The organism is Sanguibacteroides sp. AM78-02pH3A (assembly GCF_027666085.1).
Taxonomy (GTDB): Bacteria; Bacteroidota; Bacteroidia; order Bacteroidales; family Marinifilaceae; genus Gabonibacter; species Gabonibacter massiliensis.
The window spans coordinates 196,793-223,469 of record NZ_JAQEHX010000002.1 but is presented as its reverse complement, the minus strand read 5'-3'; the positions used below and the strand labels follow the sequence as shown (position 1 = coordinate 223,469).

The 26,677-nt window shown below is 43.1% G+C and carries 22 protein-coding genes; 8 read left to right on the top strand and 14 right to left on the bottom strand.

Features of this window, described 5'->3' with window-relative positions; translation table 11 throughout:
- Positions 1 to 7 precede the first annotated feature (7 nt).
- From PGR74_RS03750 to PGR74_RS03740, 3 genes are all read left to right on the top strand, one after another.
- Positions 8 to 856 carry an N-acetylmuramoyl-L-alanine amidase-like domain-containing protein gene (locus PGR74_RS03750; RefSeq protein WP_041505245.1) on the top strand — a complete coding sequence of 283 codons (849 nt, stop codon included), beginning with the start codon at positions 8 to 10 and terminating at the stop codon, positions 854 to 856.
- Positions 857 to 1,006: 150 nt separating this feature from the next.
- A complete protein-coding gene (locus PGR74_RS03745) occupies positions 1,007 to 1,603 on the top strand; it encodes a penicillin-binding protein activator LpoB (protein WP_041503258.1) in 597 nt (198 codons plus the stop codon).
- A gap of 31 nt (positions 1,604 to 1,634) precedes the next feature.
- Positions 1,635 to 3,092 (top strand): COG3014 family protein, encoded by a 1,458-nt coding sequence (locus tag PGR74_RS03740; RefSeq protein WP_235375058.1) that lies wholly within the window; start codon positions 1,635 to 1,637, stop codon positions 3,090 to 3,092.
- 132 nt (positions 3,093 to 3,224) lie between these two features.
- Here the strand turns inward: PGR74_RS03740 and PGR74_RS03735 are convergent, their stop codons facing one another.
- The 8 genes from PGR74_RS03735 to PGR74_RS03700 form a co-directional block, all read right to left on the bottom strand.
- Entirely contained in the window at positions 3,225 to 4,505 is a 1,281-nt protein-coding gene (locus PGR74_RS03735) for a thioredoxin family protein (RefSeq protein ID WP_270516720.1), read from the bottom strand.
- 1 nt (position 4,506) lies between these two features.
- Entirely contained in the window at positions 4,507 to 4,944 is a 438-nt protein-coding gene (locus PGR74_RS03730; RefSeq protein WP_041503256.1) for a hypothetical protein, read from the bottom strand.
- Between the two features lie 19 nt (positions 4,945 to 4,963).
- Positions 4,964 to 5,575: a fasciclin domain-containing protein gene (locus PGR74_RS03725; protein ID WP_041505246.1), complete on the bottom strand. Its 612-nt coding sequence runs from the start codon at positions 5,573 to 5,575 to the stop codon at positions 4,964 to 4,966.
- A gap of 5 nt (positions 5,576 to 5,580) precedes the next feature.
- A complete protein-coding gene (locus PGR74_RS03720) occupies positions 5,581 to 7,119 on the bottom strand; it encodes a RagB/SusD family nutrient uptake outer membrane protein (protein ID WP_041505247.1) in 1,539 nt (512 codons plus the stop codon).
- A 5-nt stretch (positions 7,120 to 7,124) separates the two neighbouring features.
- Complete coding sequence (locus PGR74_RS03715; RefSeq protein WP_110688467.1) at positions 7,125 to 10,577, bottom strand: SusC/RagA family TonB-linked outer membrane protein; 3,453 nt, start codon at positions 10,575 to 10,577, stop codon at positions 7,125 to 7,127.
- Positions 10,578 to 10,853: 276 nt separating this feature from the next.
- Complete coding sequence (locus PGR74_RS03710) at positions 10,854 to 11,981, bottom strand: FecR family protein (protein WP_270516719.1); 1,128 nt, start codon at positions 11,979 to 11,981, stop codon at positions 10,854 to 10,856.
- Positions 11,982 to 12,129: 148 nt separating this feature from the next.
- Entirely contained in the window at positions 12,130 to 12,708 is a 579-nt protein-coding gene (locus PGR74_RS03705; RefSeq protein ID WP_041503252.1) for an RNA polymerase sigma-70 factor, read from the bottom strand.
- Between the two features lie 330 nt (positions 12,709 to 13,038).
- A complete protein-coding gene (locus PGR74_RS03700) occupies positions 13,039 to 14,412 on the bottom strand; it encodes a dipeptidase (RefSeq protein ID WP_041503251.1) in 1,374 nt (457 codons plus the stop codon).
- 163 nt (positions 14,413 to 14,575) lie between these two features.
- Here PGR74_RS03700 and PGR74_RS03695 point away from each other — a divergent pair, with 163 nt between their 5' ends.
- On the top strand, positions 14,576 to 15,514 hold the full coding sequence (locus tag PGR74_RS03695; RefSeq protein WP_041503250.1) for a ribose-phosphate pyrophosphokinase: 939 nt from the start codon (positions 14,576 to 14,578) through the stop codon (positions 15,512 to 15,514).
- A 72-nt stretch (positions 15,515 to 15,586) separates the two neighbouring features.
- Here the strand turns inward: PGR74_RS03695 and PGR74_RS03690 are convergent, their stop codons facing one another.
- From PGR74_RS03690 to PGR74_RS03680, 3 genes are all read right to left on the bottom strand, one after another.
- The gene (locus PGR74_RS03690) at positions 15,587 to 16,591 is read right to left on the bottom strand and encodes a Kelch repeat-containing protein (RefSeq protein WP_052634554.1); all 1,005 of its coding nucleotides are present in this window, start codon (positions 16,589 to 16,591) and stop codon (positions 15,587 to 15,589) included.
- 12 nt (positions 16,592 to 16,603) lie between these two features.
- Positions 16,604 to 17,770 carry a hypothetical protein gene (locus PGR74_RS03685; protein ID WP_270516717.1) on the bottom strand — a complete coding sequence of 389 codons (1,167 nt, stop codon included), beginning with the start codon at positions 17,768 to 17,770 and terminating at the stop codon, positions 16,604 to 16,606.
- 228 nt (positions 17,771 to 17,998) lie between these two features.
- Positions 17,999 to 18,640, bottom strand: a complete 642-nt coding sequence (locus PGR74_RS03680; RefSeq protein ID WP_394341850.1) for a SanA/YdcF family protein — start codon at positions 18,638 to 18,640, stop codon at positions 17,999 to 18,001.
- Between the two features lie 124 nt (positions 18,641 to 18,764).
- Here PGR74_RS03680 and PGR74_RS03675 point away from each other — a divergent pair, with 124 nt between their 5' ends.
- On the top strand, positions 18,765 to 19,484 hold the full coding sequence (locus PGR74_RS03675) for a pirin family protein (protein WP_041503248.1): 720 nt from the start codon (positions 18,765 to 18,767) through the stop codon (positions 19,482 to 19,484).
- A 199-nt stretch (positions 19,485 to 19,683) separates the two neighbouring features.
- Entirely contained in the window at positions 19,684 to 20,547 is an 864-nt protein-coding gene (locus PGR74_RS03670; RefSeq protein ID WP_041503247.1) for a VIT1/CCC1 transporter family protein, read from the top strand.
- Here PGR74_RS03670 and PGR74_RS03665 read toward each other — a convergent pair.
- Entirely contained in the window at positions 20,511 to 21,977 is a 1,467-nt protein-coding gene (locus PGR74_RS03665) for a sodium:solute symporter (RefSeq protein ID WP_270516715.1), read from the bottom strand. The two genes, PGR74_RS03670 and PGR74_RS03665, sit on opposite strands and share 37 nt — an antisense overlap.
- A 148-nt stretch (positions 21,978 to 22,125) precedes the next feature.
- Here PGR74_RS03665 and leuS point away from each other — a divergent pair, with 148 nt between their 5' ends.
- Complete coding sequence (gene leuS / locus PGR74_RS03660) at positions 22,126 to 24,897, top strand: leucine--tRNA ligase (RefSeq protein ID WP_041503245.1); 2,772 nt, start codon at positions 22,126 to 22,128, stop codon at positions 24,895 to 24,897.
- Positions 24,898 to 25,040: 143 nt separating this feature from the next.
- On the opposite strand, the gene PGR74_RS03655 is transcribed toward leuS, so the two are convergent.
- Complete coding sequence (locus tag PGR74_RS03655) at positions 25,041 to 25,418, bottom strand: YbaN family protein (RefSeq protein ID WP_070807480.1); 378 nt, start codon at positions 25,416 to 25,418, stop codon at positions 25,041 to 25,043.
- Positions 25,419 to 25,420: 2 nt separating this feature from the next.
- Complete coding sequence (locus PGR74_RS03650) at positions 25,421 to 26,365, bottom strand: tRNA-dihydrouridine synthase family protein (RefSeq protein ID WP_041505327.1); 945 nt, start codon at positions 26,363 to 26,365, stop codon at positions 25,421 to 25,423.
- A 98-nt stretch (positions 26,366 to 26,463) separates the two neighbouring features.
- Between PGR74_RS03650 and PGR74_RS03645 the strand changes: the two genes are divergently transcribed.
- Positions 26,464 to 26,670 (top strand): hypothetical protein, encoded by a 207-nt coding sequence (locus tag PGR74_RS03645; RefSeq protein WP_041503244.1) that lies wholly within the window; start codon positions 26,464 to 26,466, stop codon positions 26,668 to 26,670.
- The last annotated feature ends 7 nt before the right edge of the window (positions 26,671 to 26,677 follow it).

Genomic DNA, 26,677 nt, shown 5'->3' with positions numbered 1-26,677 from the left:
AAAATATATGAACATACTTTTTTGTATCATTTTTTTCTTTTGCTGTCAGCCATGTAATCCGTTGCAACCGGAGGATCAGGCCGTACTGGATCGTTTCTTTGAATACGCGGGAAAACATCAACTCTCGCGTCTCTCACTTCAGGAACGAATCGTAAAAACAGGTGAATTTTTTTTGAATACCCCTTACCGGGGAGGCACTCTCGAAGGAAAAGAAAAAGAGCAATTGGTGGTGAATCTGCGGCAGTTGGACTGCGTCACCTTCGTAGACAACGTCATGGCCCTCGCCCTGTTAAAACAATACGATGCAGAAGCTTGTAAGGAATTTTTATCCAATCTGCAAAAGATCAGATACAGAAACTGTAAAATATCGAATTATACCTCCCGGTTACACTATTCTACGGACTGGCTTTACGAAATGCAACGGATCGGACTCGTCTCGGACGTAACGAAATCAAACGGGGGGATTCCGTTTCCGAACAAAGTCGGCTTTATCTCCCTGAATTACCGGAAATATCCGGCATTGACGAAAGACACCGTCTTACTCCCCGAAATTTCACGAATCGAAAAAAATATCAATGCAAGAAACTATTTTTATATCCCTAAAAATCAAGTAAATGAAAAAGCCGGACAAATTCAAAACGGAGATATTATACTGATCACGACGAATAAAAAAGGACTTGATACTTCACACGTGGGAATCGCCGTTGAAAAGGACGGAAATATCTATCTTTTACACGCCTCTCTTACCTCCCGGAAAGTAATCCTTTCCGATATTCCCCTCTCCCACTATTTAAGTCAGATTCCTTCTCATACGGGCATTATGATCGCTCGTCCTTTAAATGTTAACTTAAATTAACACCGATACGCCCGAACAAATTCTATATTTGGTCAAATTTTTGTAATAAAATTCTCAAAGAGTCAACCAAATGATCGGTTTTCACGTAATTATCCCATATTACTAAAACCGAGAGGTTCTCCCAACATGTATAACCTAAAAAGAGAAAATATGAAAAAACTAATTATCGGAACATTTCTTTTAATAACGTTTGCTTTCTTAAGCGGATGCGGAAGCAGAAACATTACCCGTGTAAATTCAAACGAAACCATCGATTTAAGCGGAAGATGGAATGACACGGATTCCCGGTTAGTATCGGAAGAAATGGTTGCCGATCTACTTACCGCCCCCTGGCCTGCCAAATACACGAAAGATACGGGAAAACGCCCTGTTATTGTTGTCGGATTGATCGAAAACAAGAGTCACGAACACATCAATTCCGAAACATTTATCAAAGACATTGAAAAAGCCGTTATCCGGGACGGGAACATCCGTCTTGTGGTTGCCGGAGAGAAACGAAACGAACTCCGGAAAGAACGGGCCGAACAACAAGATTATTCAGCTCCCGAGACCATCAAAAAATGGGGTCGCGAATTAGGAGCCGACTTTATTCTTCAGGGAACCATCAACAGCATCGTTGATTCCTATAAAAAACAAAAGGTAGTGATGTATCAAATAGACCTGCAACTGACCAATATCGAAACCAATGAAGTGGTTTGGATGGGTGATAAGAAAATAAAGAAGCAGATCAAAGACCGGGTACTTTAAAGACTGAAATTATACTCGTTAGGGTTTATTCATGCAAAAGACAGCAGAATACGCGAAAGAGATTAAAAAGCGAAAGTTGGGGTACTTGTTACGCCAACTTGGCTTTTATACGTGTATCTTCCTCTCTTTGCTACCCGCAGGTTGTGCGACCTGGTACCAGCGGACGGCCGAATTTCAATCTGCCGTTACAAGCGGTAATTTTGAAAAAGCGAACAAACTGTTGGCAAAAGACAAAAAGCAAGCCAACGGTAAAAACCGCATACTCTATTACCTGAACAAAGGCTATACGGAATTTATGCTGGGAAACCACGAAGCCAGCAATCAAGCTTTCGAAACCGCAGAGATCCTTACCGACGAACAAACTAAAAATCTATTGAACGAAGCGGCCGTTTTAGTCACCAATCCGGAAGCCAGGCCTTATCATCCCGAAGATTTCGAAGTAATCATGATCAACTATTACAAAGCGTTGAATTACCTCGAGATGAACGATATGGAGGGAGCTTTGGTGGAAGTCCGGAAAATCAATATCAAACTCAATCAATTAAACGACAAATACCCGGACAATAAAAATCGCTACCAACAAGACGCTTTTGCCCACCTGTTGATGGGACTGATTTACGATGCCGCGGGAGATATCAACAATGCCTTTATCGCTTACCGGAATGCTTATGAAGTATATCAAACCGATTACGTGAAAAATTTCGGGGTATATCCTCCCGAACAGTTGAAAAAGGATCTGCTCAGGACAGCTTACAAATGCGGCTTTACGGACGAACTGCGGAAATACGAAAAGGTATTCGGTATAACCTACGCGCCTTCGGCAGACCCTACTCACGGAGAGTTGGTCTTTTTCTGGTTAAACGGATTCGGTCCGGTAAAATCCGAATGGAGTCTTAATTTTGCCAAGCAAAAACGAGGCGACGGAGCCATTGTCTTTTACAACCAGGAACTCGGACTTGCATTTCCCTTTTTTATCGGCAACCTGAACGACAACGAAAAACAATCTTTAGCCGACCTTCAAGTTTTGCGGGTCGTATTTCCCAAATACATGAAGCGCAATCCGCTCTACTCCAAAGGTTCGATTACCCTGTCGGGACAAGTTTACCCCTTTGAGTTAGCAGAAGACATCAATGAAATCGCTTTTAAAACTTTACACGATCGTATGGTGCGGGAACTCTCCAACTCCCTGTTGCGGGTAGCGACCAAAAAAGGAATCGAATACGCGGCCCGGAAACAAAACGAGTGGTTAGGCTTCGCCGTCGGATTAGCCAATGCGATCACGGAGAAAGCAGACACCCGGAACTGGCAAACCCTTCCCTACTCCGTATATTACGCCCGCCTCCCTCTCTCTTCGGGAGAAAACCGGATCGATCTCCGCTTCTCCTCCGACAAAGCAGCTCCCCTTATCCAGCCGATAACCGTCGAAAGCCACTCCCGTAAAACCCATTTCCGCGTATTCCAAACCATGGATATTCAGAACAATCATTAAAACTCCTGTCGCCATCGATCGAACGATTATATTTTAGCACAAAATGGCCGGAGAGATGATTCTCCACGCACAGAAAATCCTCTCCGGCCCTCTATATGCCTACAAAAGCACGAATACATACTAAACCGATTACTATTCGTCAGGCATTTGTTCCAATACCCTCTTAATCTGGGCTTGCATACGGGCGTCACCTAATTGCATTGCCAAGATATAAGCCTGATTGAAACAGCTTTTTGCCTTTTTATAATTCTCCAATCCTCGAAAACAGTTTCCCATCAGACAACTCATATCCAACTGTTCCTGAGGTTGCAATTTGAGCTTCGAGGCCCTCTCCAACCAAACCAACAGACGTTCGTAAGATTGGGAACTTAATACGCCCTTACGGGCTATTACCAACTCCTGTATTGCTTCCCGATAATCCGTAAAAGTAAGGAACTCCCCAACTTGATTGAAATAATCCTCTTTCAAATCGATGAACTTACCTTCGTTTTTCTCGGCATACAGAGCATATATACCGTCCGACTGGCTTTTCATAACATTGTAAACAGACAAATGCGGGTATTTTATCTTGGCATACACCACTCTCATATCCCCGTCGATCCGTTTTAATTCTTCCAGATAAGCCCTATCACCGGCTTTGGCAAGCGCATTGATCAACCCGTTTTGCCGGGAGAGTATAAATTCCCAAACGACGTGAGGCTCTATTATTTTTTCGAACTCCTCGCGATGCTTATTCACAAAGTTTAACACCGAGTCATCACGTCCCACTTTTTCATGATAAAGCATGATAATCTGAAAATCCAAGTTATTGATCATATGATCCAATTTTTTGAGAGGAACATAGGTCTTAAAGATTTCATTGGCCCGTTCTCTCCACTTTATCCTTTCCTGACCATCCAACTCTCTTATGAAATCGGGGGCCTCTGTCAATAGGGTTTGCATGACAGCGAGATCTTTTTTCCCGTTCCGGAACTCTTTATACAATTCCGGGTAGGTCCGACGTTCCCCGGTAAGCTCTTGCCCGATATGGAGGAAACGCGTTTTACTGAGGAGGCCGGAAATCCGCTTTTGCTCTTTCCCGTTTTCATCGAGAAACACGAGGGTCGGCATGCTTTGGATCTGATATTTCCGGGCAAGTATCCGTTCTTTATCTACATCAACGCGTACACAGACGAAATGTTTATCGTAATACGCTTTTACCTCAGGATCCGTGAACACCGTTTCGGAGAAACGTTTACACGGCCCGCACCAGGTGGCATAAAAATCAATAAACACCGGCTTTTTCTCTTGTTTCGCCTGCTTTAATGCCTGTTCATAACTTTCATCCGAAAAAGCGATTTCCTGAGCAACCCCATTCAGACTGCCCAGAGAAAACAACATTAGGAATAAACCGATACATTTTCTCTTGCTCATACTATTTCTCTTTTATAACTACAGTAAATACATCTTTTAAAACAGCCGTATAACTGTCATTCGAAACCCGTATAGTAAGCACGTATGTCCCGTTGGGGGCTTTTATATCCTTACTTGGAAAATAAACCCGGCCCCCGCCGATCACCCGTACCTGCTCCTTGAATAATTCGGCATCTCCGCCGTCCGTGGCCCTTACCCCTTCAAGGCTATACATTATAGGGTTCGTACCCAATACCCCGCCGATCTCGGCTGAAGCCCAATCCGCACCCGTTTTCAGAATTGTCCTATCCGGTTCCCTATACGGATTTAACTCCCGCCGTACCTCCATCGAGGCAGGCGAATACTCGGCTTTATCCGTTTTCAAATAACCGATTTTCATATCGTGACACCCGTACAATCCCACGACACATATTCCTATGATAATAATGAATTGTTTCATACGTTTCCTATTTTCAAGTTTACATTTCTCCCAGCGTGAAATCATATCCCAAAGAGTGAACCACCCCGTTATCCGGTTCGATATCTCCCGACGCGATATTGATCTTCCGATGTGCATCGAGCGAAGTTATATAAAGCAAAAGAGGGCCCATCCCGGCAACACCCTGGTAATCGCTTTTAAAAGTATAGGCCCAAATCCGGTTTCCCCCCATCATCGTGTAAGTATCCCCTCCTTCCCCGATTGCCTCCGCCCCTTCAGCGGCTTTCCCTTCTTTAAACTCCACACGCATCATCTTTCCTTTCATCACGTGCCGGAGTATGGTGTTACGGCAGAAATCGACATCCATGTCTTGTATATGCTCGATACCATTCCTATACATGTAACGGAGAATGGAAAAATTGGTCGGACCGAAAAAAGTGATCTCCTCGTCGCCATCGAAAAGGCTCTCCAAACCGGCATGTTTAATCATAACCACGGTGGAATCCCAGTCGTAATGATTCGCTTGCATGTACTCCAGCATACTCCCGTCAAAACGACCGATGCTGATTCCCGTCTTCATAAACCCGTCTTTCGTGCAGGACACCTCGAAAAACAAGAAGACGATCCCTATTATCCAGTATACTCTTTTCATAATTCTCATTTTAAACCTTTAGATTGCCAATATTGATTTTGTTGCATCAGATCGTTTCGATAGAAAGAATTCGGAGCGACAGGATAATACTGAGCTCCCGTTTCAAACTCTTCTTCGCTCATTATCGAGAACGCATCTGTCAATTCCGTTTTCCAGTAACCGTTCCGTATTACATCATAATAACGATGCCCTTCAAAGAGTAACTCTTTTTCCCGTTCCTTAAAAATCATGTAACGCAGATCACCCTCGGCAGCCGTGTAATCATGTCCCCGGTTACCGTAAGCCCGGCCCCGGATTTCGTTTAAATCATCGGCCGCATTGCCTCTATTCAATCTTATCCGGCACTCCGCCCTAAGCAACATGATATCCGCCAATCGCCACACGATGCGATTCACGTCCTGGGTTTTATAAAGCTCTCTATCGAGATAGGCATTATATTCATACACAGGATAATCCCATTTACCCAAAAAGGCTTTCTCTATCGCTACTTCATGCGTTATGGCCGGATTATATGGATCCTTTATATGATAGACATTACTATCTATCTCCCGGAAGTAAGCATCTATACGCCGATCATGTTCCCTGTCGTACATCTCTTTCACCGTCCGTTTATGGATCTCCAGATAAGTTCTGGCCGTTGGCAGCTGTCCCTTGATGATCGGGTAAGTTAAATAAGTGTAAACCGCGAGGTAAGGTTTATGCATAAAAAAGGGATCGTCCGGCATATAATACTCCGCTTCGAATATACCCTCCGGACTATTGCCTTTCATCACGCTGACGCACACCTCTTTCGGATCTTTTGCCAATTCGTAGTACCCTACCTTTCCCTCGATAATATCCGAACAATACTTCTCCGCCATCTCCCAGGATGTAGCTTCTCCCAGCAGTCCCGCCCGCCAGGCATAGATATGGGCCAGCAACGCCGTTGCAGCTCCTTTGCTTCCATACTGTTTTGACGTGATTTTCGCCCCAGTCTCATCGACTAAATCTTCGAATTTAGGCAACTCCAAGGCAATCTCGGCATTCCGGATAGCCTCGTCCAGTACCTTTATGACCTTCTCGCGGGGATATACCGCTACCGTTGTACTATTAGAAACGATCGGGGCATCTCCCCATTGCCGCGCGATTTGAAAATAACAAAACGCTTTCACGAAACAAGCCTGACGTTTATAGTACTCCAATCGCTCCGCCTCAACCTCCTTGAAACGGTAGGCATTATCCAAAATCACGTTTGCCGAATAAATCAGGGTATAATACCCATTCCAACTAATGTATTGGTATTCGCTCGGAACGAGATTGCGTGTATTTCCGATGGGTTGATCATTTATCTTATCCGCGATCAATCCTACCATTTGATGTGCTCTATCGTCGTAACACAAACTCCTGTACAATTTCGCGTTTATATCGTACAGCAGAGCGGCCACATCTTTCTCCGTCTTAAAAGAATTCGTGTAAGTCAACATCGTCTCGGGTTCAACATCCAATAAGGAATCGCATGCGATCAATTGGATTACCGCCATTAAATATATTACAATTCGTTTCATCCCATTTAAAAATTAACCGTTAATCCTAATGTAAACTTCCGATCCAAGGGATAACTGAACATGTTATCCTTTCCGTCATTCACGACCTCCGGATCTATACCTGAATAATTGGTCCACAAGAAAAGATTCTCCCCGGTAAAAAACACCCGAATGCCGGATAAACCGATACGTTTCAATACTTTGGACGGAACGTTATATCCTAAACTCAACGTTTTCAATCGTAAAAAATTCACCCGTTCAATCCACGAACGTACACTCTCTTCATCCGAAAGGCCCAAAGCCGCCATATCGGGAAAATCCCCTTCTTTTTGCCAAAAATCCAATTTCCGGTAGTCCGTTAAGACGGGCGTCCCTCCATACAGAGAGGTCCGTACATACTGATTGATTAGTTTTCTCCCCAGGTTGTAAGACAAAAGCAAATTCAAGTCTATATTTTTCCAACGCAATTCATGCACCCATCCCCCGTGAGCGACGGGTAGTACAGAGCCCGCGTAATATTTATCCCCCGTACTTACTCGACCGTCACCATTGATATCTTTAAGCGCCCGCATGCCCGGAATATAATATTGTCCTACTCCTGCCAACGAAGGTGTTTGTAAATACTGGAGAGTACCGTTCGGAAGACTGTATTGGGGAACCTCTTTTTGGTTTTGGACAAAACCGATGTCATCATACACGTACAACCCCTGAAGAGGTCTGCCGATCACCCATACTCCCTCGTCCATTCCCGTGTAACTTTTTACAAAACGGTTCCAGTTCCGGGAAATATTAAAACGGGTCCGCCAGCTCAGCTCTTTTCTTCTAATTATATCTCCCACTAACTCCACTTCAATACCCTCGTTCGACACCTCCATGGCATTTTGCCATTGATTCGTATTTCCCAAAACATCCGAAGGCAGCTTGACTTCGTAAAGCAAAGATTTAGTATACTTGTAATAATAATCCAGCTTTAATTTTAATCTGTAATTTAAAAACTCGAGATCGAGACCGAAATCGTACTGATCCGATTTCTCCCATTTCAAACTTCTGTTAATCATCGGTGCGAATTTTCCCGGATTTCCCATAAAATTACCCCCCGGCTTAACGATTCCATGGGCTAAATAGGGATCGTTCAAAGTCCTACCGGAGGTTCCCCAGCTCGCCCGGAACTTACCCATATCCAACCAATGCGCCCAGCCTTTGATAAAAGGCTCCTCGCCAAAGCTCCAGCCGACGGCAATAGCCGGAAAATCGGCATAACGCACGTCCTCCCCGAAAGCCGACGACCCGTCCCGACGATACGTGAACTCCATCAGGTACCTCAACTTATAATTGTAAGCAACCCGCCCGAGGTAACTCACCATCACCTGTTGGACAAAAGAAGATTCGTAATGTTTTAAAGCCTGCACATATGTCCCGTAAGTATGAGTCGAAGGATGATTCTTATCTACATAATGAACATAATCGCTGGCCCCCCTTCTCGCCGACCCTCCGATCGCGTGGACTTGATTCTCTGTATACGTCAACCCGAGCAACAACTCGAATCGATGCACATCATCAATATTTCGCGTATATTTCAACAAATTCTCTTGAGAGATCCCGATATTACGACTCACCTCCCCTTTGGAACGGTTTTCCATTTGATAATCGAGATAAGAGGGTGTGAATACGTTGCTATTCCCCTGCGCGTAATCCAATCCCAGGGAAGCGGTAAACTTCAATCCCTTGATAATATCAAAGCCCAACTGGGCATTCAGCATCATACGATAGTTATCGTTTCGGGCAACAGTACCATTCAATTTTTCCAGAATTTTTTTCTCTACCTCCCCCCCGGCAGGCAGGATGGTTTCCGTTTGCATCGGATTGGCTGTCAATACTTCTATACTGGCCGCACCACTATTCACGTTACGGCTCTTATCCGTGTATGCCAAATAAAAACGGGAATCAAAGGCGATCCGCTTGGTCGGCTGCAACGATAAATTGGCGATAAAATTAACCCGCTTAAATTCACTGTTGTTCATGATACCTTTTTCCTTGTAATACCCCATCCCTACCATATAACGTATACCGGGTTTCCCTCCGGAAGCCTGAATGTTGGCATTCAATACTTTCCCCGTGCGGAACACCCGTTTCCACCAATTCGTCTGGTTATTGAAAAAAGGATTCAAACTATCCTGCAATTTCAAATCCGACGGAGCCGGTTGTCCCGCATTCCAAAATTTATCGTATTGTCCTCCCCCCTCGTAAGCCTCCCGATAAGATTGGGGATAAGAAGCCGTCCTTGTAAACCAATCATAACCGGCTAATCGATAGTTCCGTTGGTATAAAATTTTCCACCAACGTTCCGCTTTCCCCCCGAGCTGTAGCGGAAATTCCGGCATAATGGAAGCCGTGTAGGAAACATTAACCGCAAAATTGGCTTTCCCGATCTTTCCTTTTTTAGTGGTAATCAAGATCACACCACTTCCGGCACGCGAACCGTAAATGGCTGCAGCCGCGGCATCTTTCAGAACCTCTACCGACTCTATCGTATTGGGGTCCAGCTCCGCTAACGCGTTTGTCCCCGTAACCGGAGAAGTGAAGGAATGCATCGGCACCCCGTCGATCACGTACAGCGGTTGTCCGTCACTGGCTTCAGGTATCATCAAGGAATTGTATCCGCGTACGGCCACGTAAGTTCCTCCGCTTCCAGGAGCCCCGGAACGATTGGTAATTTCAACCCCCGCCATACGCCCTTGCAAGAGATTGGTGAAGCTACTGGTCGGAATTTCTTTGATATCTTCCCCCTTTACCGAGGAGATGGAACTTACCAGTTCTCTTTTGTTTCGTTCCCCGTAACCGATAACGGTCACCTCATTCAAATCGGAAACCTCCTCTTCCAAGATTACAATAACCTCTTTTCCCGGAATGACAGGTACTCTCTTCGTTTTATATCCCACAAAAGAAAACTCCAACGTTCCCTTTTGTTCCGGTATATTAAGCGCGAATTTTCCATCTTTGTCCGTTGCCGTGCCGAAGGTAGAGCCCGCAACTCTTACCGTAACTCCCGGCATGGATTGTTTATTTTCATCCAAAACGACCCCGGTAAAACGATATACTTTGACCGTCTTGTAGCTTTTTTTGATAATAACCGTCTTTCCCTCTATCTTATACTCCAATCCGGTCTCGTTACCGATCAATAAAGAATCGAGAGCCTGTTTTAGCGTCACGGATTGCATATTCATCGTAATACCGGTGTAACCGCTCAATTCGCTCGAATTAAATAAAAAATTATAACGGCTTTGCACACGCAAACTTTCAATGATTTTAATTAAAGACGTGTTTTGAACGTTTAAACTTACCCTCGCCGTCGTATCCGTTTGTGCTTGGAGATGCATGATCCCCGAAAAGCAAACGAACCACATACAGAGACTCCACCGGGATAGGCTCTTCCCGATAACAGGAATATTCCCAAGAAGTTTTCGTTGATTTTTTTTCATAAAATTTATGTTATTAATGTGACATTTATACACAGCAACTCACGGACAACGAGACGGACCAACATCCCGCCTGCCCTATTGCTGCTTTACCTATCGTTTTAATAGGTTTAGAAAAAGCAAGTTGCCTTTATGCTCACTGGTGTTTTACCACACCTTTTCATGTTTCTTCTTTGATGTTTTGTCGGATTTTTTTCATAGCTTTGTAGTATTAATGTGACTGTTGAAATATACAGCGACTTTATACGGCGAGAGATGGACCAACATCTCTCGTCATTTTTACCGCTTTTTGATAGTAATTTTTCTTCCCTCGATCTCGTACATTATATTTCCCATCTTAGAAATTACTTCGAGAGCTTCCTCCAATGTTTTAGCCCGATCCATATAAACATGCAACCTAATATCCTGCCATTCGGATGAATCATACGCGATCTCGACATCATACCAACGGGCCAACTCGTTCATTACCTGCTCCAACGAAGCATTTTTAAAGACGAACTCTCCATTTTTCCACGCTAAAACACTTACGATATCCGCTTCCCGTACCGTAAGGATCTGATCGTCTGCAGCAATCTCACACAACTCGCCGGGAGATAAAATCACCGAATCGCTCCCCGACAGTATCTCCACCTTGCCGGATATCAAAGTAGCATAAGCGTTTTGTCCCACGCGCGCTTTCACGTTAAAACGCGTTCCCAATACCCGAATCTTCACCCCGAGAATCTCCACGTAAAACGGTCGATCCTCATCCCGTGCAACCGTAAAGTATGCTTCACCACTCAGAAAGATTTTCCGCTCATTTCCCGCAAAAAAAGAGGGGAATCGCAGGCGTGTCTCCGAATTCAAGATCACGCTCGTTCCGTCGGCGAGTAGCAAGGAGTATTCTCCCCCCTTCGGAACAACCACCTCCATATATTCCGCGATAGCGGCATCTTCCCATTCCAACTCCTTCTGTACCGCAACTTTTTCGTTTACCTCGAAACCCGGTATCTTGACAGCTGAAGTCGCCATAGTTGTAATTTCATGAGTTTTCCCGTCCGGTAAAATCAATTGTATCCGGCTGGAAAGAGCCGTTACCGGGGGCAAGGTCTTCCTCTCTCTCGGTTTCCTCTCGGATTGTATCCAATGAATACCCACTATCGCGATGGCAATACATGCCGCGGCTGTTATCCAAGGTCGCCAATCCCTCCGGTATCGTCTCTTCCGAGACCATTGCCTCCTCTGCCATATCTTCTCCGGTCGTTTCCTCTCTTCCCGGACTCCCGGCCTCCGGCCTTTATAAAACACTTCCGCATCTTTGAAAAAACAACTCCTCTCCTCCCCGCCTTCCGTCCAACTCTTTACCTCCTCTTTTTCATCCTCAGAAGCACAGCCTAAAATCACCCGCTTTATTTTATCTATTTCCATGATTGTATGTTTCACCTTTATATATATGACAACCATGTAGGAAAATGGGGGACAAAACATATTGATAATTTCAAGTCCCAAAAAAGATACGATTGATCGACAGACCCTCATCGCGAAAATCAACAGGCAAACAACCTTCAATTTAAAATCAAATGATTCCTTTTATAAGCATGAACAGGTAAAGGAGAGGAACGGACTCCCTGATAAATTTATAAGCCCGTTTAACGTGAGTATGGACGGTAACTTCCGAAACGTTGAGTTCCAGAGCGATCTGCTTGTAACTCATGTTTTGAAAAATCTTCAACTCCAACACTCTGCGCTGTTGTTCGGGCAGTTTTTGTAAACATTCCCGTACCTTCTCGAACAGGACGCCATCATCTTCGTATTCCAAAGTTCCCATATAAATCAGGGATTCCGTCAATTTCGTACGATTAGAATCCTCCACCTGAAGATGCTTATAGTAATTCAAACAAGCATTTTTGACAGAAGAGTAAAGATAACTCGTGATATTGGTATGATCTGGAAGAGAACCTGCCATCCTCCACAAACATAGAAAAGCCTCGGACACGATATCTTCCGCCACCCCGGCATTCATCGTATAATTTAAAGCAAACCGAAATAATCGGGGATTCATTATCCGAAATATTTGTTCAAAAACTTCATGTGAATTCTCCTTTAAGTCTCTAACCCAGATTCTGTCTAATATGTCATTTCTGTCAGAACTCATTACCGGAATAAATAGTTTTAAAATAATTATTGTCCACCGTAGAGTTTTTAACTCTACCCATACCACGGAAATAGTGCCGTTCTTTATAAAACGTTGTCGAATTTCGATACATTCATTTATCTCTGAACAACCTGTTTAAATCACCCCGGCACCGAATAATAAAACGGTATATGACGAATTTAAACAGCATTAATTTATAGCACAAATCAATCATTGCAACAAATATAAGTACAATTTATATTAATAATGCACAACATTCGATTATTATTTATATAAAAACGGGGTAAAGCGAAAATTGGCTTTACCCCGTTTTTATATGAAATCGAGAAATTATTTTTTCATAATCTCTACAAAATAGTCGTAGAACAAAGGAATCGTGGTGATACCGTTGAAGAACTGCTCCAAAGGATAGTTTTCATTCGGAGAGTGAATCGCATCAGAACCCAATCCGAATCCCATCAAAACGGACTTGATGCCCAATACCTCTTCAAAAGTAGCAATGATCGGAATACTACCGCCTGAACGTACCGGAACCGGCATTTTACCGTACACCTGCTCATAGGCTTTTTCGGCAGCTTTATAAGCCGGAAGGTCTATCGGACATACGTAAGAAGGTCCTCCGTGCAGGTATTCCACCTTCACCGTTACATAATCCGGAGCGATCGATTCGAAATACTCTTTGAAAAGTTCGGCGATCTTTTCATGTTTTTGATTGGGAACCAAACGACAACTGATTTTAGCATAAGCTTTGGAAGGCAAAACCGTTTTGGCTCCCTCTCCCGTGTAACCGCCCCAGATTCCGCACACGTCGAAAGTAGGACGGATACCCGTACGTTCGTTGGTCGTGAATCCCTCTTCGCCTTTCACCTCTCTGATTCCCAAGGACTCTTTATATTTTTCGAGATCGAACGGAGCTTTCGCCATCTTGGCTCTCTCCTCGGCACTCACCTCCAACACGTCGTCATAGAATCCCGGAATCGTAATATGCCCTTTCTCATCTTGCATATCGGCTATCATCTTACAAAGCACGTTAATCGGATTGGCCACGGCTCCGCCGAAAATTCCGGAATGCAAATCGGCATTCGGTCCGGTAACTTCCACCTGCCAATAAGCCAATCCCCGCAACCCGGTCGTGATAGAAGGGATATCCCGGGCAATCATACTGGTATCGGAAACCAAAATAACATCGGCTTTCAGCATCTCCTTATGATCCCGGCAGAATTTAGGCAAACTCGGGGAACCGATCTCCTCTTCTCCCTCGATCATAAACTTCACGTTACATTTTAACTTTCCGGTCTTCACCATATATTCGAATGCCTTGGCATGCATAAAGGATTGCCCTTTGTCGTCATCCGATCCGCGGGCCCAAATCTTCCCGTCCTTAATCACCGGTTCAAAAGGTTTCGTATGCCATAAATCCACAGGATCTACCGGCATCACGTCCATATGTCCGTACACCAATACAGTAGGAAGAGAGGGATCTATGATCTTTTCGCCGTACGCTACCGGATTTCCTTCGGTTTCATAAACTTCCGCCCGGTCCGCCCCGGCTGCCAGCATCAGTTTTGTCCATTGTTCGGCACAACGGTACATATCCGGTTTGTGTTCCGCCAACGAAGAGATCGACGGGATACGAATCAATTCAAAAAGTTCATTTAAAAAGCGCTCTTTGTTTTCCTCGATGTAATTTTTGACAGCTTCCATTTAATTTACATATTATATTAATAATTGATTGATTTATCACTTTACGGTGGTAAATATAACAAAAACAAATGAAAAGAAAGGAATGAATAATTTCCAAAATCAATACTTAGTTTTCGATTAATTTCCTACTTTTGCCAAGTGTTTCAACTAAGAATTAAAATCTATGCCAAATTTTCCCGAAATCAAAGTTTTCGCCGGAGAACAGAGTACCTATCTCGCCGATAGCATCGCTCATTCTTTAGGGCTTGAACTTGGTAAAAAGAGTTTTACGAAATTCAGTGACGGAGAATTCGTCACTTCTTTCGATGAAACGGTGAGAGGAGAGCATGTCTATCTTGTTCAATCTACCTTCCCGCCAAGTGATAATCTCATGGAGTTACTTTTAATGATCGATGCGGCCAAGAGAGCATCAGCTTATAAGGTTATCGCGGTAATTCCTTACTTCGGTTTTGCCCGCCAAGACCGGAAAGACAAACCGCGCGTGGCGATCGGAGCTAAATTGGTTGCCAACATGCTTCAGGCAGCCGGTGTAGATCGAATCATCACGATGGATCTCCACGCGGATCAGATTCAAGGTTTTTTCGACATTCCGGTAGATCACCTCTACGGTTCCACTGTTTTGGTTCCATATATCAAATCATTGGGACTGAAAGATCTATCCATTGCTTCTCCTGATATCGGGGGAGCCAAAAGAGCCAACTCCTGGGCAAAACATTTTGATTCGGGGCTGATCATCTGCCACAAAACCCGGATCAGAGCCAACGAAGTGGCCGATATGAAGGTGATAGGAGACGTGGAAGGTAAAAATATTATCGTGGTCGACGACATGATCGATACGGCAGGTACTATTTGCAAGGCCGCCGACATGTTGGTTGACAAAGGTGCTGCCAGCGTACGCGCTGTCGCAACCCACGCCGTACTTTCCGGTAAAGCATACGAAAATATTGAAAAATCCAAATTGACGGAGATCATCTTCACGGATTCCATTCCGCAGAAACAACCCTGCTCCAAAATCAAGGTTTTACCGATTGCCCCGATGTTTGCCGACACGATCCGTAACATTTACGAACATAAATCCATCAGCGACAGTTTTATCATGTAAGCTGTCCGTAACAAAAATAGAGACAGCCCGGTAGAAACCGGGCTGTCTCGTTATTTTACAATGCCTTATTTCCTATTGTGGATTAAAAATATAGATTACTTCTCCTAATATATATCCTCTCCCTCCAAGAGAAACTCCAATTCCATTTGCAATAGATTCTGGCAAATCCGTTATCTTTTGCCAAGTATCCTTTCTTGGATCATATCCCCAACAAGAAAAAAGTTCTTTTCCAAACACATCGACACCCGACACGAGGTAGGCATAATCTTTACCTTTCACGTTTAATACAAAAGCCGAAGCATATTTCCGGGAAACTTCCGCCGCTTCCCCCTCTAAAGGACTCATAAAGGACCACTTTTTCGCACCAGAAGAAAATTTATATATACCTCGAAACAGCCAAGGAGCCCATTCTCCAGCCCTTCCTCCTGTACAAATATAGGCATTCCCATCCGCAACAAAAGCTACAGCTCCAGTCATAGGAGTTTTTAAAGACTCAAATGGTTTCCACCCCACGCCTGATTCAAACGTATACACATCAAAAAAAATATTTTTCCCGTTATCTCCGGTACCTACATATCCCTTTCCGTCTAAAGTAAATGCCACAGCACCTCTACGAGCGATCCCAGGAAATTTAAACACCAAAGGCTCCGGTTCCCAACGTTCTGTCTTTATGTCGAATACCCAAAAATCATCATAATAAACCTCTTCCTTTTTTTCATTTTCCGCATAGCCCAACCCTACATAAGCTTTTGATCCAAGGACAAAAGCAACTGCTCCTTTCCGCGGCTTTCCAGGAAAAACAGCGACTAATCTCCATTCCTCTTCCTCGCCGTTAAGAGTATAGCGCAAAAAATAAGGACTTGTCGTTTTATCCCAATTAGCCATTCCGAATCCAACATAAAGCGTATCCTTAACTGTAAAAGAGACCCCTTCTTTAAAACAAATTGGAAACTGGGGATCCATAAATTTCTGTTGCCATACTCCTTTAGGCACCACACCCGCATCAATATCTTTATTACAAGAAATTTGAGCGAACAACAAAATACCGATAAATATGAAAAAAGAATAGATTTTCATCGTATTAAAATATCATGGAATAAGCTCTTCCAATATCCCACCATCCACAGGAGGAACCGAACTTCCGTTAACAAACGTGTAAAAAAACGGTCCACTTGTTGGTGTTTGTCGTTCTCCTCTAAATGCAACTCGAAGTTGAAAAGTAGAAGATTCGTCTACTCGTGTTATTCTATATATAATACACTCAAACCAAGATAAATAAGGAAATTCATCTGTTGATTCCAATATTGTTTTACCGGCAACAACCATTTTATAGGGTAAATAAACCGTATAATAATCATCATAGCCCAATGCATCTCCCCTTTGTTGAAAAGAATCATTAACTCCTGCTGTTTGAGTACCAAACATAAAATTATAACTATAATTTATTACCTTAAAACTATATGAATTTGTTCCTGGTATTGGTTCTTGCCCTATTGCACGACAATATGTTTCTCTTGTATATCCATGTTGAGCTATTAAAAGATTTGTTTTATCATAAAAGATCACAACAACCCTCTCATTATAAGGACTAATCCCATAAACACCTTTAGTTATATTATAAAAAGTTATCGGATAAGTAGTACGAGCTAATGGCTCTTCAATAGACGTATCTTTTTGACTATAATCTGTAACAAAAATTCTGCGAGATTCGTCTGAACTCGTATAATTATTCAACTCGGTATATCTATTTATGTCACCACCAATCCATATTTTCAAATATTTAGGAGTTACTTGATAGATCGTATCTCCAACAGCAAAATACCCTTTTTCATTCAAAACTTTAGCGTAGTAAGGAGTAGCTAAATTAAGATCATAAGAGGTTGAGCCGTCATTATAAAATACTTCTTTGATAAAATCTTCTTTTAAATACTTATAATAAAGCTTACTATGCTTAATAGCTTTTTCCAAATCTACCTCATTAAGAGTTCTTAAATAATCAATTTGACCACTTTCCGCTTCAATAATTTCATCCATGACATCACGCTGAGATCTAAACGTCATAATAAATGGATCGTAGTTAATTGATTGCTTTCCATTTATAATTGCCTCTAAAACTTTATAGTTAGAAATAATCAACATTCCGTTTTTTAATTGTACTTCGTTTTGAGCCTTATTATCTTGTGGCTTTATTTCATTAATATTGTCCGAACAAGATAAAATACAAAATAAGATACTATAGAAGCAAATAAGAATCACTCTTTTAATATTTTCATAACTTGTTAATTTTATAAGTTAATAATGAAATCCTACCGTTTGCATTTTTCTCCTTTCCTATAAAAACGGCTTTTATATTATTTAACAATACCCACAATGCAAATATAGTATAATATTATTACAATATATGCAATGATATTATATTAATTAAAATATTAATATATCGTGGATCAATATAGAATCTAATATGATTATATTAATTTTGAAGTATCAGGAAATCGTTATAGGTTCTCCCAAATGGCGGGGTCCTTTACCGAACAAAAGGTCGACAAACACTTTTACCCGGGCTAAAAGTTCACGCGTATTGGTTTTTAATCCGCTATAGGCATCCACGTCCGTAGCGTTAAACCCGACAGCCTCTATACCGTTATATTTGGCTATATACAGAGCCCGCTCGTTATGAAAACGTTGGGAAATAATTGTAAAACGATCTTGTCCGAATACTTTTTTAGCCCTTACGACGGAGTCCAACGTACGTATCCCCGCAAAATCCATCACGATGACACTGTCCGGAACTCCTTTTGCCAACAAGGCTTTCCGCATCTCTACCGGTTCATTGTAATTCCGTTGCCTATTGTCTCCGCTCACCAAAATACGTTCGATCTTCCCGCTACGATACAAAAAAACGGCCGCTTCGATACGATAATCAAAATACCGGTTTGCCTTTCCTCCCTTAAGTTTCGGGGAAGTCCCCAATAACAGCCCCACTCGATTCGCCGGAATCTCTATGACATTCCCGTATACCCGACCTTCCGCCGACTTTTCGATGATCCAATTACACGCAAGAATAATTCCCGTAATCATCAACAGCAATATCAAAAAACAAAATCCCAATCGTTTCATCCAGTTCATGATACAGAGTTTAGAAACAAGAATCGGTATATTCCGACCAAAATTAAATATATATTTTCACGAAACAAAGGTTCATAAAACTAATATTCTTCTTTTTCCGTATAAACAATAATAATTATAAATTATGAAAACAATATTACACAAAGCAGCAACAAGAGGTTTTTTCGACCATGGTTGGTTGAAAACTCATCATACATTCAGTTTTGCAGATTACTACGATCCGGAAAGAATTAATTTCGGAGCTCTGCGGGTATTGAATGACGATAAAATCGCGGGAGGGACCGGTTTCGGTCTACATCCACACCAGAATATGGAAGTTGTCTCCATTCCTTTGAAAGGAGCCTTGGAACACAAAGACAGTTTAGGACACGCCTCCGTTATAAAGGAAGGGGAGATACAAGCGATGAGTGCCGGAACCGGTATCCGCCATAGCGAATACAATAAAAACAATAATACCCCTGCTGAATTTTTACAAATATGGGTTATACCCGATCGTATGAATGTATCTCCAAGATATGAAAATGCCGTTATTGCCGATTTACTCAAGAAAAACGAGATTACGGAAATCGTTTCTCCTTATCCCGGAGACGGCAAAGGATTATGGATATACCAACAAGCCTGGTTCTCTATCGGAGAGTTGGAAAAAAACACATTACAGGGCTATAAATTAAAATCGCCCAACAGTTTAGGCGTTTACGCCTTCCTCATCGAAGGGAAAGCCACGGTCGCCGGAAAAGAGCTGGAAAAACGGGACGGATTAGGTATATACGATACAGAAAGTTTTGAAATCAAAGCAAACGAATATACCAAAATCCTACTCATCGAAGTTCCACCATACAGCTAAACAAGCTACAAATTGTAAATTTATTTTAGATCGACGATTAAGCCTCGGATTCTGTGATTAAGCGATTGATCTTAATCACAGAATCAAAAAATTCTTGTGCCGCACAAGACCATTGCGATTCAAAAAAGAACCGGATCATTACCTTCATTTTTAAACTAAACATCCTGCTTTCCCAATTGAACATATAAAGTTATCCGGCATGACTACGAAAGAAATAAAACAATTAATCGCCTTTCAGGTCAATGAAGCGACTGAAAATATCATCTACCGGCGTTTAGCAAAAATACAGAAGAAAGAACATAACCGGCATGTACTGGAAGGCCTTTCTCGAGAGGAGTTAAGGCATTACCACACCCTCCAAAAGTTCACCGGAAAAACTCCCGGACCCAATCGTTGGCGAATTTTCTGGTACGTTACCATTGCTCGCCTGTTTGGTTTAATTTTCGGTATCAAGTTAATGGAAAAAGGAGAAATCCGCACCCGACTTACTTATCGCCAATGGGAAGAGACCGAAGAATTACAAGTTATGGCAAAAGAGGAAGAAGAACATGAAAACAAACTGATTTCCTTAATCGATGAAGAGGGATTAAATTACATGAGTGCCGTTGTTTTAGGTTTAAATGACGCCCTGGTGGAATTCACGGGAGCATTAGCCGGTTACACCTTTGCCTTACAACATCCCAAATTAGTCGCCCTCACCGGAGGGATCACGGGTATTGCCGCGGCTCTCTCCATGGCAGCCTCGGAGTATCTCTCTACCCGGGCCGACAACGACGGGAAAAACGCAGTTAAAGCTTCCGTTTATACCGGCATCGCTTACCTCATTACAGTCATTGCGTTGATCCTTCCTTTCGTACTTATGCAGAATGTCTACTGGGCATTAGGCATCTGTTTGCTCAGCGCCCTATCAATCATTGCCATTTTCAATTATTATTACTCTATTGTTCGCTCCGAAAGATTTGGACATCGATTTGCAGAAATGGCAATCATCAGTCTTGGAATAGCTGCCGTCAGCTTTGGAATCGGTTACGCCTTACGAATATTTACAGGCATCGAACTATAGACTCCGGATCTTCTCTTTCGAATCAGCCACAACCCGCCAAAGCACAACAAACCGTTAAGCAAAAGTATTTCAAACCCGAAACGATACCCGAAAAGAAGCTGTTCCGAATAACAATTGATTCCAAAAGAGAGCAGCGGAGAGAGCAGGCATACCCAGGGCAAATAGGTCTCTTTTACAGCATATTTCGTTGTTAATCCGAATGTAAAAAGTCCCAGTATAGGACCGTAAGTATATCCCACGGCTTTCAATACCGCCGAAACCACGCTGCTGTTATTCAACTCCCTGAAAAGGATCACGACCAAACACATCAGCAAGGAAAAAAACACGTGTACCGTCATCCGTTTACGTCGTTGGGTCGTATCCTGAGGCGTCAGCTTTAAGAAATCGATACAAAAGGAGGTCGTCAGCGCCGTTAACGAAGAATCGACGGAGGAATAAGCGGCAGCCGTGATTCCCAGCAAAAAAAACAAAGAGGCAACAGCCCCGAAATAATTCAAGGACAAAAACGGGAAAAGATCATCCGATTTTTCGGGAAGGTCGATTCCGTTAGCTCCCGCGTACAAGTAAAGCAAAGCTCCCAAAAAGAGAAAAAGAAGATTCGTGACCAAAAACAAAAAGGAAAAAGAAAACATATTTATCTTACAGTCCCTTAATGTTTTGCACGTCAAACTCTTTTGCATCATATTCTGATCCAACCCGTTAATTGATACGGTAATGGCGACTCCTGCCAAGAACTGTTTCCAGACATTATGGCCCGACCTCCAATCCCAGTCGAAAACCCGGGAAAAAGAACTCTCCTTCACTTTTTCAATAGCAGTCAAAAAGCTAAAGTCCAACGCCCGGTTAATGACACAAATGGTCAACACCACGGACACCAGCATAAAAACAGTCTGTAACGTATCCGTCCAGACAATCGTCTTTATCCCCCCACGCACCGTATATATCCATACCAATCCGACCGTAATGAATACCGTCACCCAAAAGGGAATTCCCATCGCGTTAAAAAGTGCCAACTGCAATACCCCAACCACAAGGAACAAACGAAAGGAAGACCCCAAAAGCTGGGACACGATAAAGAAAAAAGATCCCGTCAACCGGGCTTTCTCCCCGAAACGATCTCCCAGCCAGGAATAAATAGAGATCAGGTTTAACCGATAAAACAGAGGTAAAAGCACGATGCCGATAATGATATACCCCACACAATTACCCACCACTAAGGTCAAATAAGTCCAATCGCTACTACCCACCTCTCCCGGAATGGAAATAAACGTGACACCGGATAAAGAGGTTCCGATCATACCGAAAGCGACCAAGTACCAGGGAGAATTCCGGTTTGCCGTAAAAAAAGATTCGCTATTCAGTTTACGAGTCGTAAAAAAACCGACAATGATCAACAAAACGAAATAGGACAAGAGAATTGTCAATACCACACCCGACGTCATTTGAAATAAATTTGTATTTGGACAAAACTACGAAATAATTAAAAATTGAAAGTTGAAAATTGAAAATTTATTCTTGTAAGTTTTATATCTTTGCCTGCCAATCAAAAATCATAAATCTTAAATCATTCATACAGATATGGAATATAATTTTAAAGAGGTAGAAAAAAAGTGGCAAAACTATTGGCGAGAGCATAAGACATATCGGGTCGAAGTGGATCACTCCAAGCCCAAATACTACGTGTTGGATATGTTTCCTTACCCTTCCGGGGCAGGTTTGCATGTGGGACATCCTCTTGGTTATATTGCATCCGATATCTTTTCCCGTTACAAACACTTGAAAGGATTCAATGTCCTGCATCCTATGGGATATGATGCTTACGGACTTCCGGCGGAACAATACGCTATCCAAACAGGACAGCACCCGGCAATCACAACGGAAAAAAACATCAACCGTTACCGGGAACAAATGGATAAAATCGGTTTTTCTTATGATTGGGACCGGGAAATACGTACCTGTGATCCAGGATATTATAAATGGACTCAATGGACCTTCATTCAGATGTTCAATAGCTTTTATTGCTATGACGAACAAAAAGCCATGCCGATCGGTGAATTGGTGAAAGCATTCGAGACCTCCGGGACGGAAGGACTGAACGTGGCATGCAGCGAGGATTTACACTTTTCGGCAGAAGAGTGGAAAAGGAAACCGGAAAGAGAACAACAGGAGATTTTGTTGAATTACCGCCTTGCCTATCTCGCGGATACGATGGTCAACTGGTGTCCTCAACTCGGAACGGTTTTGGCAAACGACGAGGTTAAAGAAGGTCTATCCCTCCGGGGAGGTTACCCTGTCGTACAGAAAAAAATGAGACAATGGTCCTTAAGGGTATCCGCTTACGCACAAAGATTATTGGACGGATTGGACACGATCGCATGGTCCGATTCTTTAAAAGACATACAACGTAACTGGATCGGACGTTCACAGGGTGCGGACGTGCGGTTCGACGTGAAAGATTCCGATATAAAATTAGAGATTTTCACCACCCGTCCCGATACGATATTCGGCGTCAGCTTTATGGTGCTGGCTCCGGAATCGGATTACGTCCAACAACTTACGACTCCCGAACAGGCTCAGGCCGTTAAAGAGTATCTGGATTATGTTGCCAAAAGGACGGAACGGGAACGCCAGACGGAAATCAAAAAAGTAACGGGAGTATTCACGGGCTCCTACGCCATCAATCCGTTCACGAACAATGCCATTCCTGTTTGGATCAGCGAATACGTTTTATCCGGCTATGGAACTGGAGCGATTATGGCTGTTCCGGGCCACGATAGCCGGGACTATGCCTTTGCAAAACATTTTAATCTGCCTGTTATTCCAGTAGTCGACGATGGAGAAGGCCACGACATGAGCGAAGGTTCATACGATGCCAAAGCCGGAAAAATGATCAATAGCGGTATTATCAACGGGATGGAAGTTAAAGACGCCATCCGTTACATTGCCGAAGAGATTGAAAAACGGGGTATCGGCAAAAGCAAAATAAACTACCGTTTGAGAGATGCCATTTTCAGTCGCCAACGTTATTGGGGAGAACCGTTCCCGGTATATTACAAAGAAGGTATGCCTTATATGCTGGACGAATCTAAACTGCCCTTGGAATTACCGGAAATAGACAAATACCTCCCGACGGAAACGGGAGAGCCTCCTCTCGGACGAGCTCGGAATTGGAAAACCGAGGAGGGATATCCGTTGGAACTGAACACGATGCCCGGATTCGCTGGATCATCGGCTTATTACCTTCGCTATATGGATCCCCGCAACGATCAGGCTTTAGTAAGCGAAGAGGCGGACAAGTATTGGCGTAACGTAGACCTGTACTTGGGAGGTTCCGAACATGCTACCGGACACCTCATCTATTCCCGTTTCTGGAATATGTTCCTATACGATTTGGGAGTGGTATGCGAGCCGGAACCCTTTAAGAAACTGATCAATCAGGGAATGATACAAGGACGATCCAATTTCGTGTATCGCATTCAGGGAACAAACACGTTCGTCTCTGTCGGACTGAAAGACCGGTATGAAACGACTGAAATCCACGTGGATGTCAATATCGTGAAAAACGACATTTTGGATATCGAAGCTTTCAAACGATGGATGCCGGAGTATGCCAGTGCCGAATTTATTCTCGAGAACGGGAAATATGTCTGCGGCTGGGCCATCGAAAAGATGTCGAAATCCATGTTCAACGTGGTAAATCCTGACACGATAATCGAAGAATACGGTGCGGATACATTGCGTTTGTACGAAATGTTCCTCGGACCGCTTGAAGCCAGTAAACCTTGGGATACCCAAGGAATCGACGGGGTATACAAATTCTTGCGTAAATTCTGGCGTCTGTTCCAAAACGGAGAGGCATTTCAGGTCAGTGAGGACAAACCTTCTCCCGAAGAATTAAAAATTTTACACAAAACCATTAAAAAGATCGAGTTCGACGTGGAGAATTTTTCATTCAATACTTCTATCCCGGCTTTTATGATATGCGTGAACGAGTTGACAGCCCTAAAATGCAATAAAAGAGAGATTCTGGAACCCCTGGTTATTACTATCGCTCCCTACGCCCCGCATATAGCTGAAGAGTTATGGCACTTACTGGGGCATACGGACAGCGTAACCGAGGAAAGATTCCCGCAATGGGAAGAGAAGTATTTAGTGGAAAACGAATTCGAATATCCCGTATCTTTTAACGGAAAAGTAAGATTCAAATTATCCATGCCCTTATCTGCCAGCCATCCGGAGATAGAGGCTGCCGTAAAAGCCACTCCGGAATTTGCCAAATGGGCAGACGGAAAAGAGATAAAAAAATTAATTATCGTACCCAAAAAGATTATCAACGTCGTCTTGGGGTAAAATATTTAAATGCCATTATCCGCAACAAGATAAATTCATTTCATTTTGGTATTCTGTGATTAGGAAACGGATTCAATTATAAATTTTCTAATCACAGAATTTTTTACTCTATGGCGATAGCACTTTTACCCCGTCCCAAAGTGCTATTTTTTCTCATTCGGGACGATGAATAAAACGCTACAAGTTCCGATCACCCCTAATCCCAGTAATAACAAGCGAAGGTGCATATGCTCTATAAAGCCAAAAGCCGAAATGGAGATCATCGTCCACATGCAAGCAATAGAAAACCATTTCGTTTTCCAACTGACGCCTCGACGCTCTTGAAAACGCCTCAGGTAGGGGCCGAGCCATCGGGAACGATGCAACGCATCGTGCATTCGTTTGGAACTTTTATAAAAAAGCCAGGAACTTAATAATAGGAACGGAGTCGTGGGCAACCCCGGGACAAAAATGCCGATAACCCCTAAGACAATGGAAATACAACCCACCAGAATATATATAGCTTTTCGGATCTGTCCCATATCTACTCTTTAAAAGCCTCTGCCACGGCATCGTTATATTGAGTCACCTTATTGGCTTTTTTGATCTTTTTCAAAACCTTCCGATCGGTTTCGGGTAAAAAATATTCCCAAAAAGTTTTCATCTTCATCAACAGCTGATGATCTCCCTGTAAACGCTCCCCGTTTTGTTCAAACAACTCATCATGAAATTCCCTGAACTTTCTCAAACGATTTTCCCGGCACAGTTCCCGGTTTTCCCGATATTCCATCGCCAAAGCCGGATTCGCCAATAGTCCTCTCCCTATCATTACTCCCTCCAATAGAGGAAAGCATGTTACGACTTCCCGTATATCTTCAAGGGTACGAATATCGCCATTATAATAAAGCGGATGACGAGAGCCTTCGTAAAAAGCCCGAAAGGCCTCCCGGTTCACCTCTCCTCCATACTCCTGAACTCCCACTCTCGCATGTAAAATAACAGCCTTCAACGGGGCCTCGTTTAACACGGGTAAGAGTTTCATTCCCTCTTCCGGACTCTCCCATCCCAATCGCATTTTCACGGAGCAGTGCAAAACGGGAAAAGCGCCGATTACGTCCATAAGAGCCGCAACCTTCTCCGGATAGGATAAAATTCCCGCACCCTTTCCTTTTCGCGCGATCATTGAAAAAGGACATCCCAAGTTCAAATCGACCCGACCGTATCCCTTATCCGCCAGCATGGCAAGCATTACCCGCAACTCGTCGGGATCTCCACCGAGTACCTGAGGTATCAATTCCCCGACTCGATTTATTTCCGGCGTAATATCTCTCAAATCTTTCGTCCGGAACCCATTTCCCTTTTCAACACGGATAAAAGGCGTATAATAAGCATCTATGCCTCCAAAATGTTTTTCGTGCAAATTGCGGTAAATCCAATCGGTATGGCCCTGTACCGGAGCAAAATGTATTTTGTAATCTTTCAATTCCATAATTAATCCCATTACTGTTGCAAAAGTATGATTTTACCCCGAATAGGCTTCTGTTTTCAACTGAAAGTTTCTTATCTTTGAAAACAAAAAGAAGATAGATGAGATTTTTACTTTGCCCGCAGTGCGGAATCCGGCGTTTTTACGTGAAAGACAGCGACGGCAATCAATGTCTTGTTCAGGTTACCGCAACATACGAAGTTGTACCCGTGAATGAAGGAGATTCATTGGAAGGTTTCAACACGGAAATTGTTTATTGCTTAGGCTGCTCCTGGAGCGGGAGCGTCAAACGTCTGAAAAAATATTAGTCAGAAA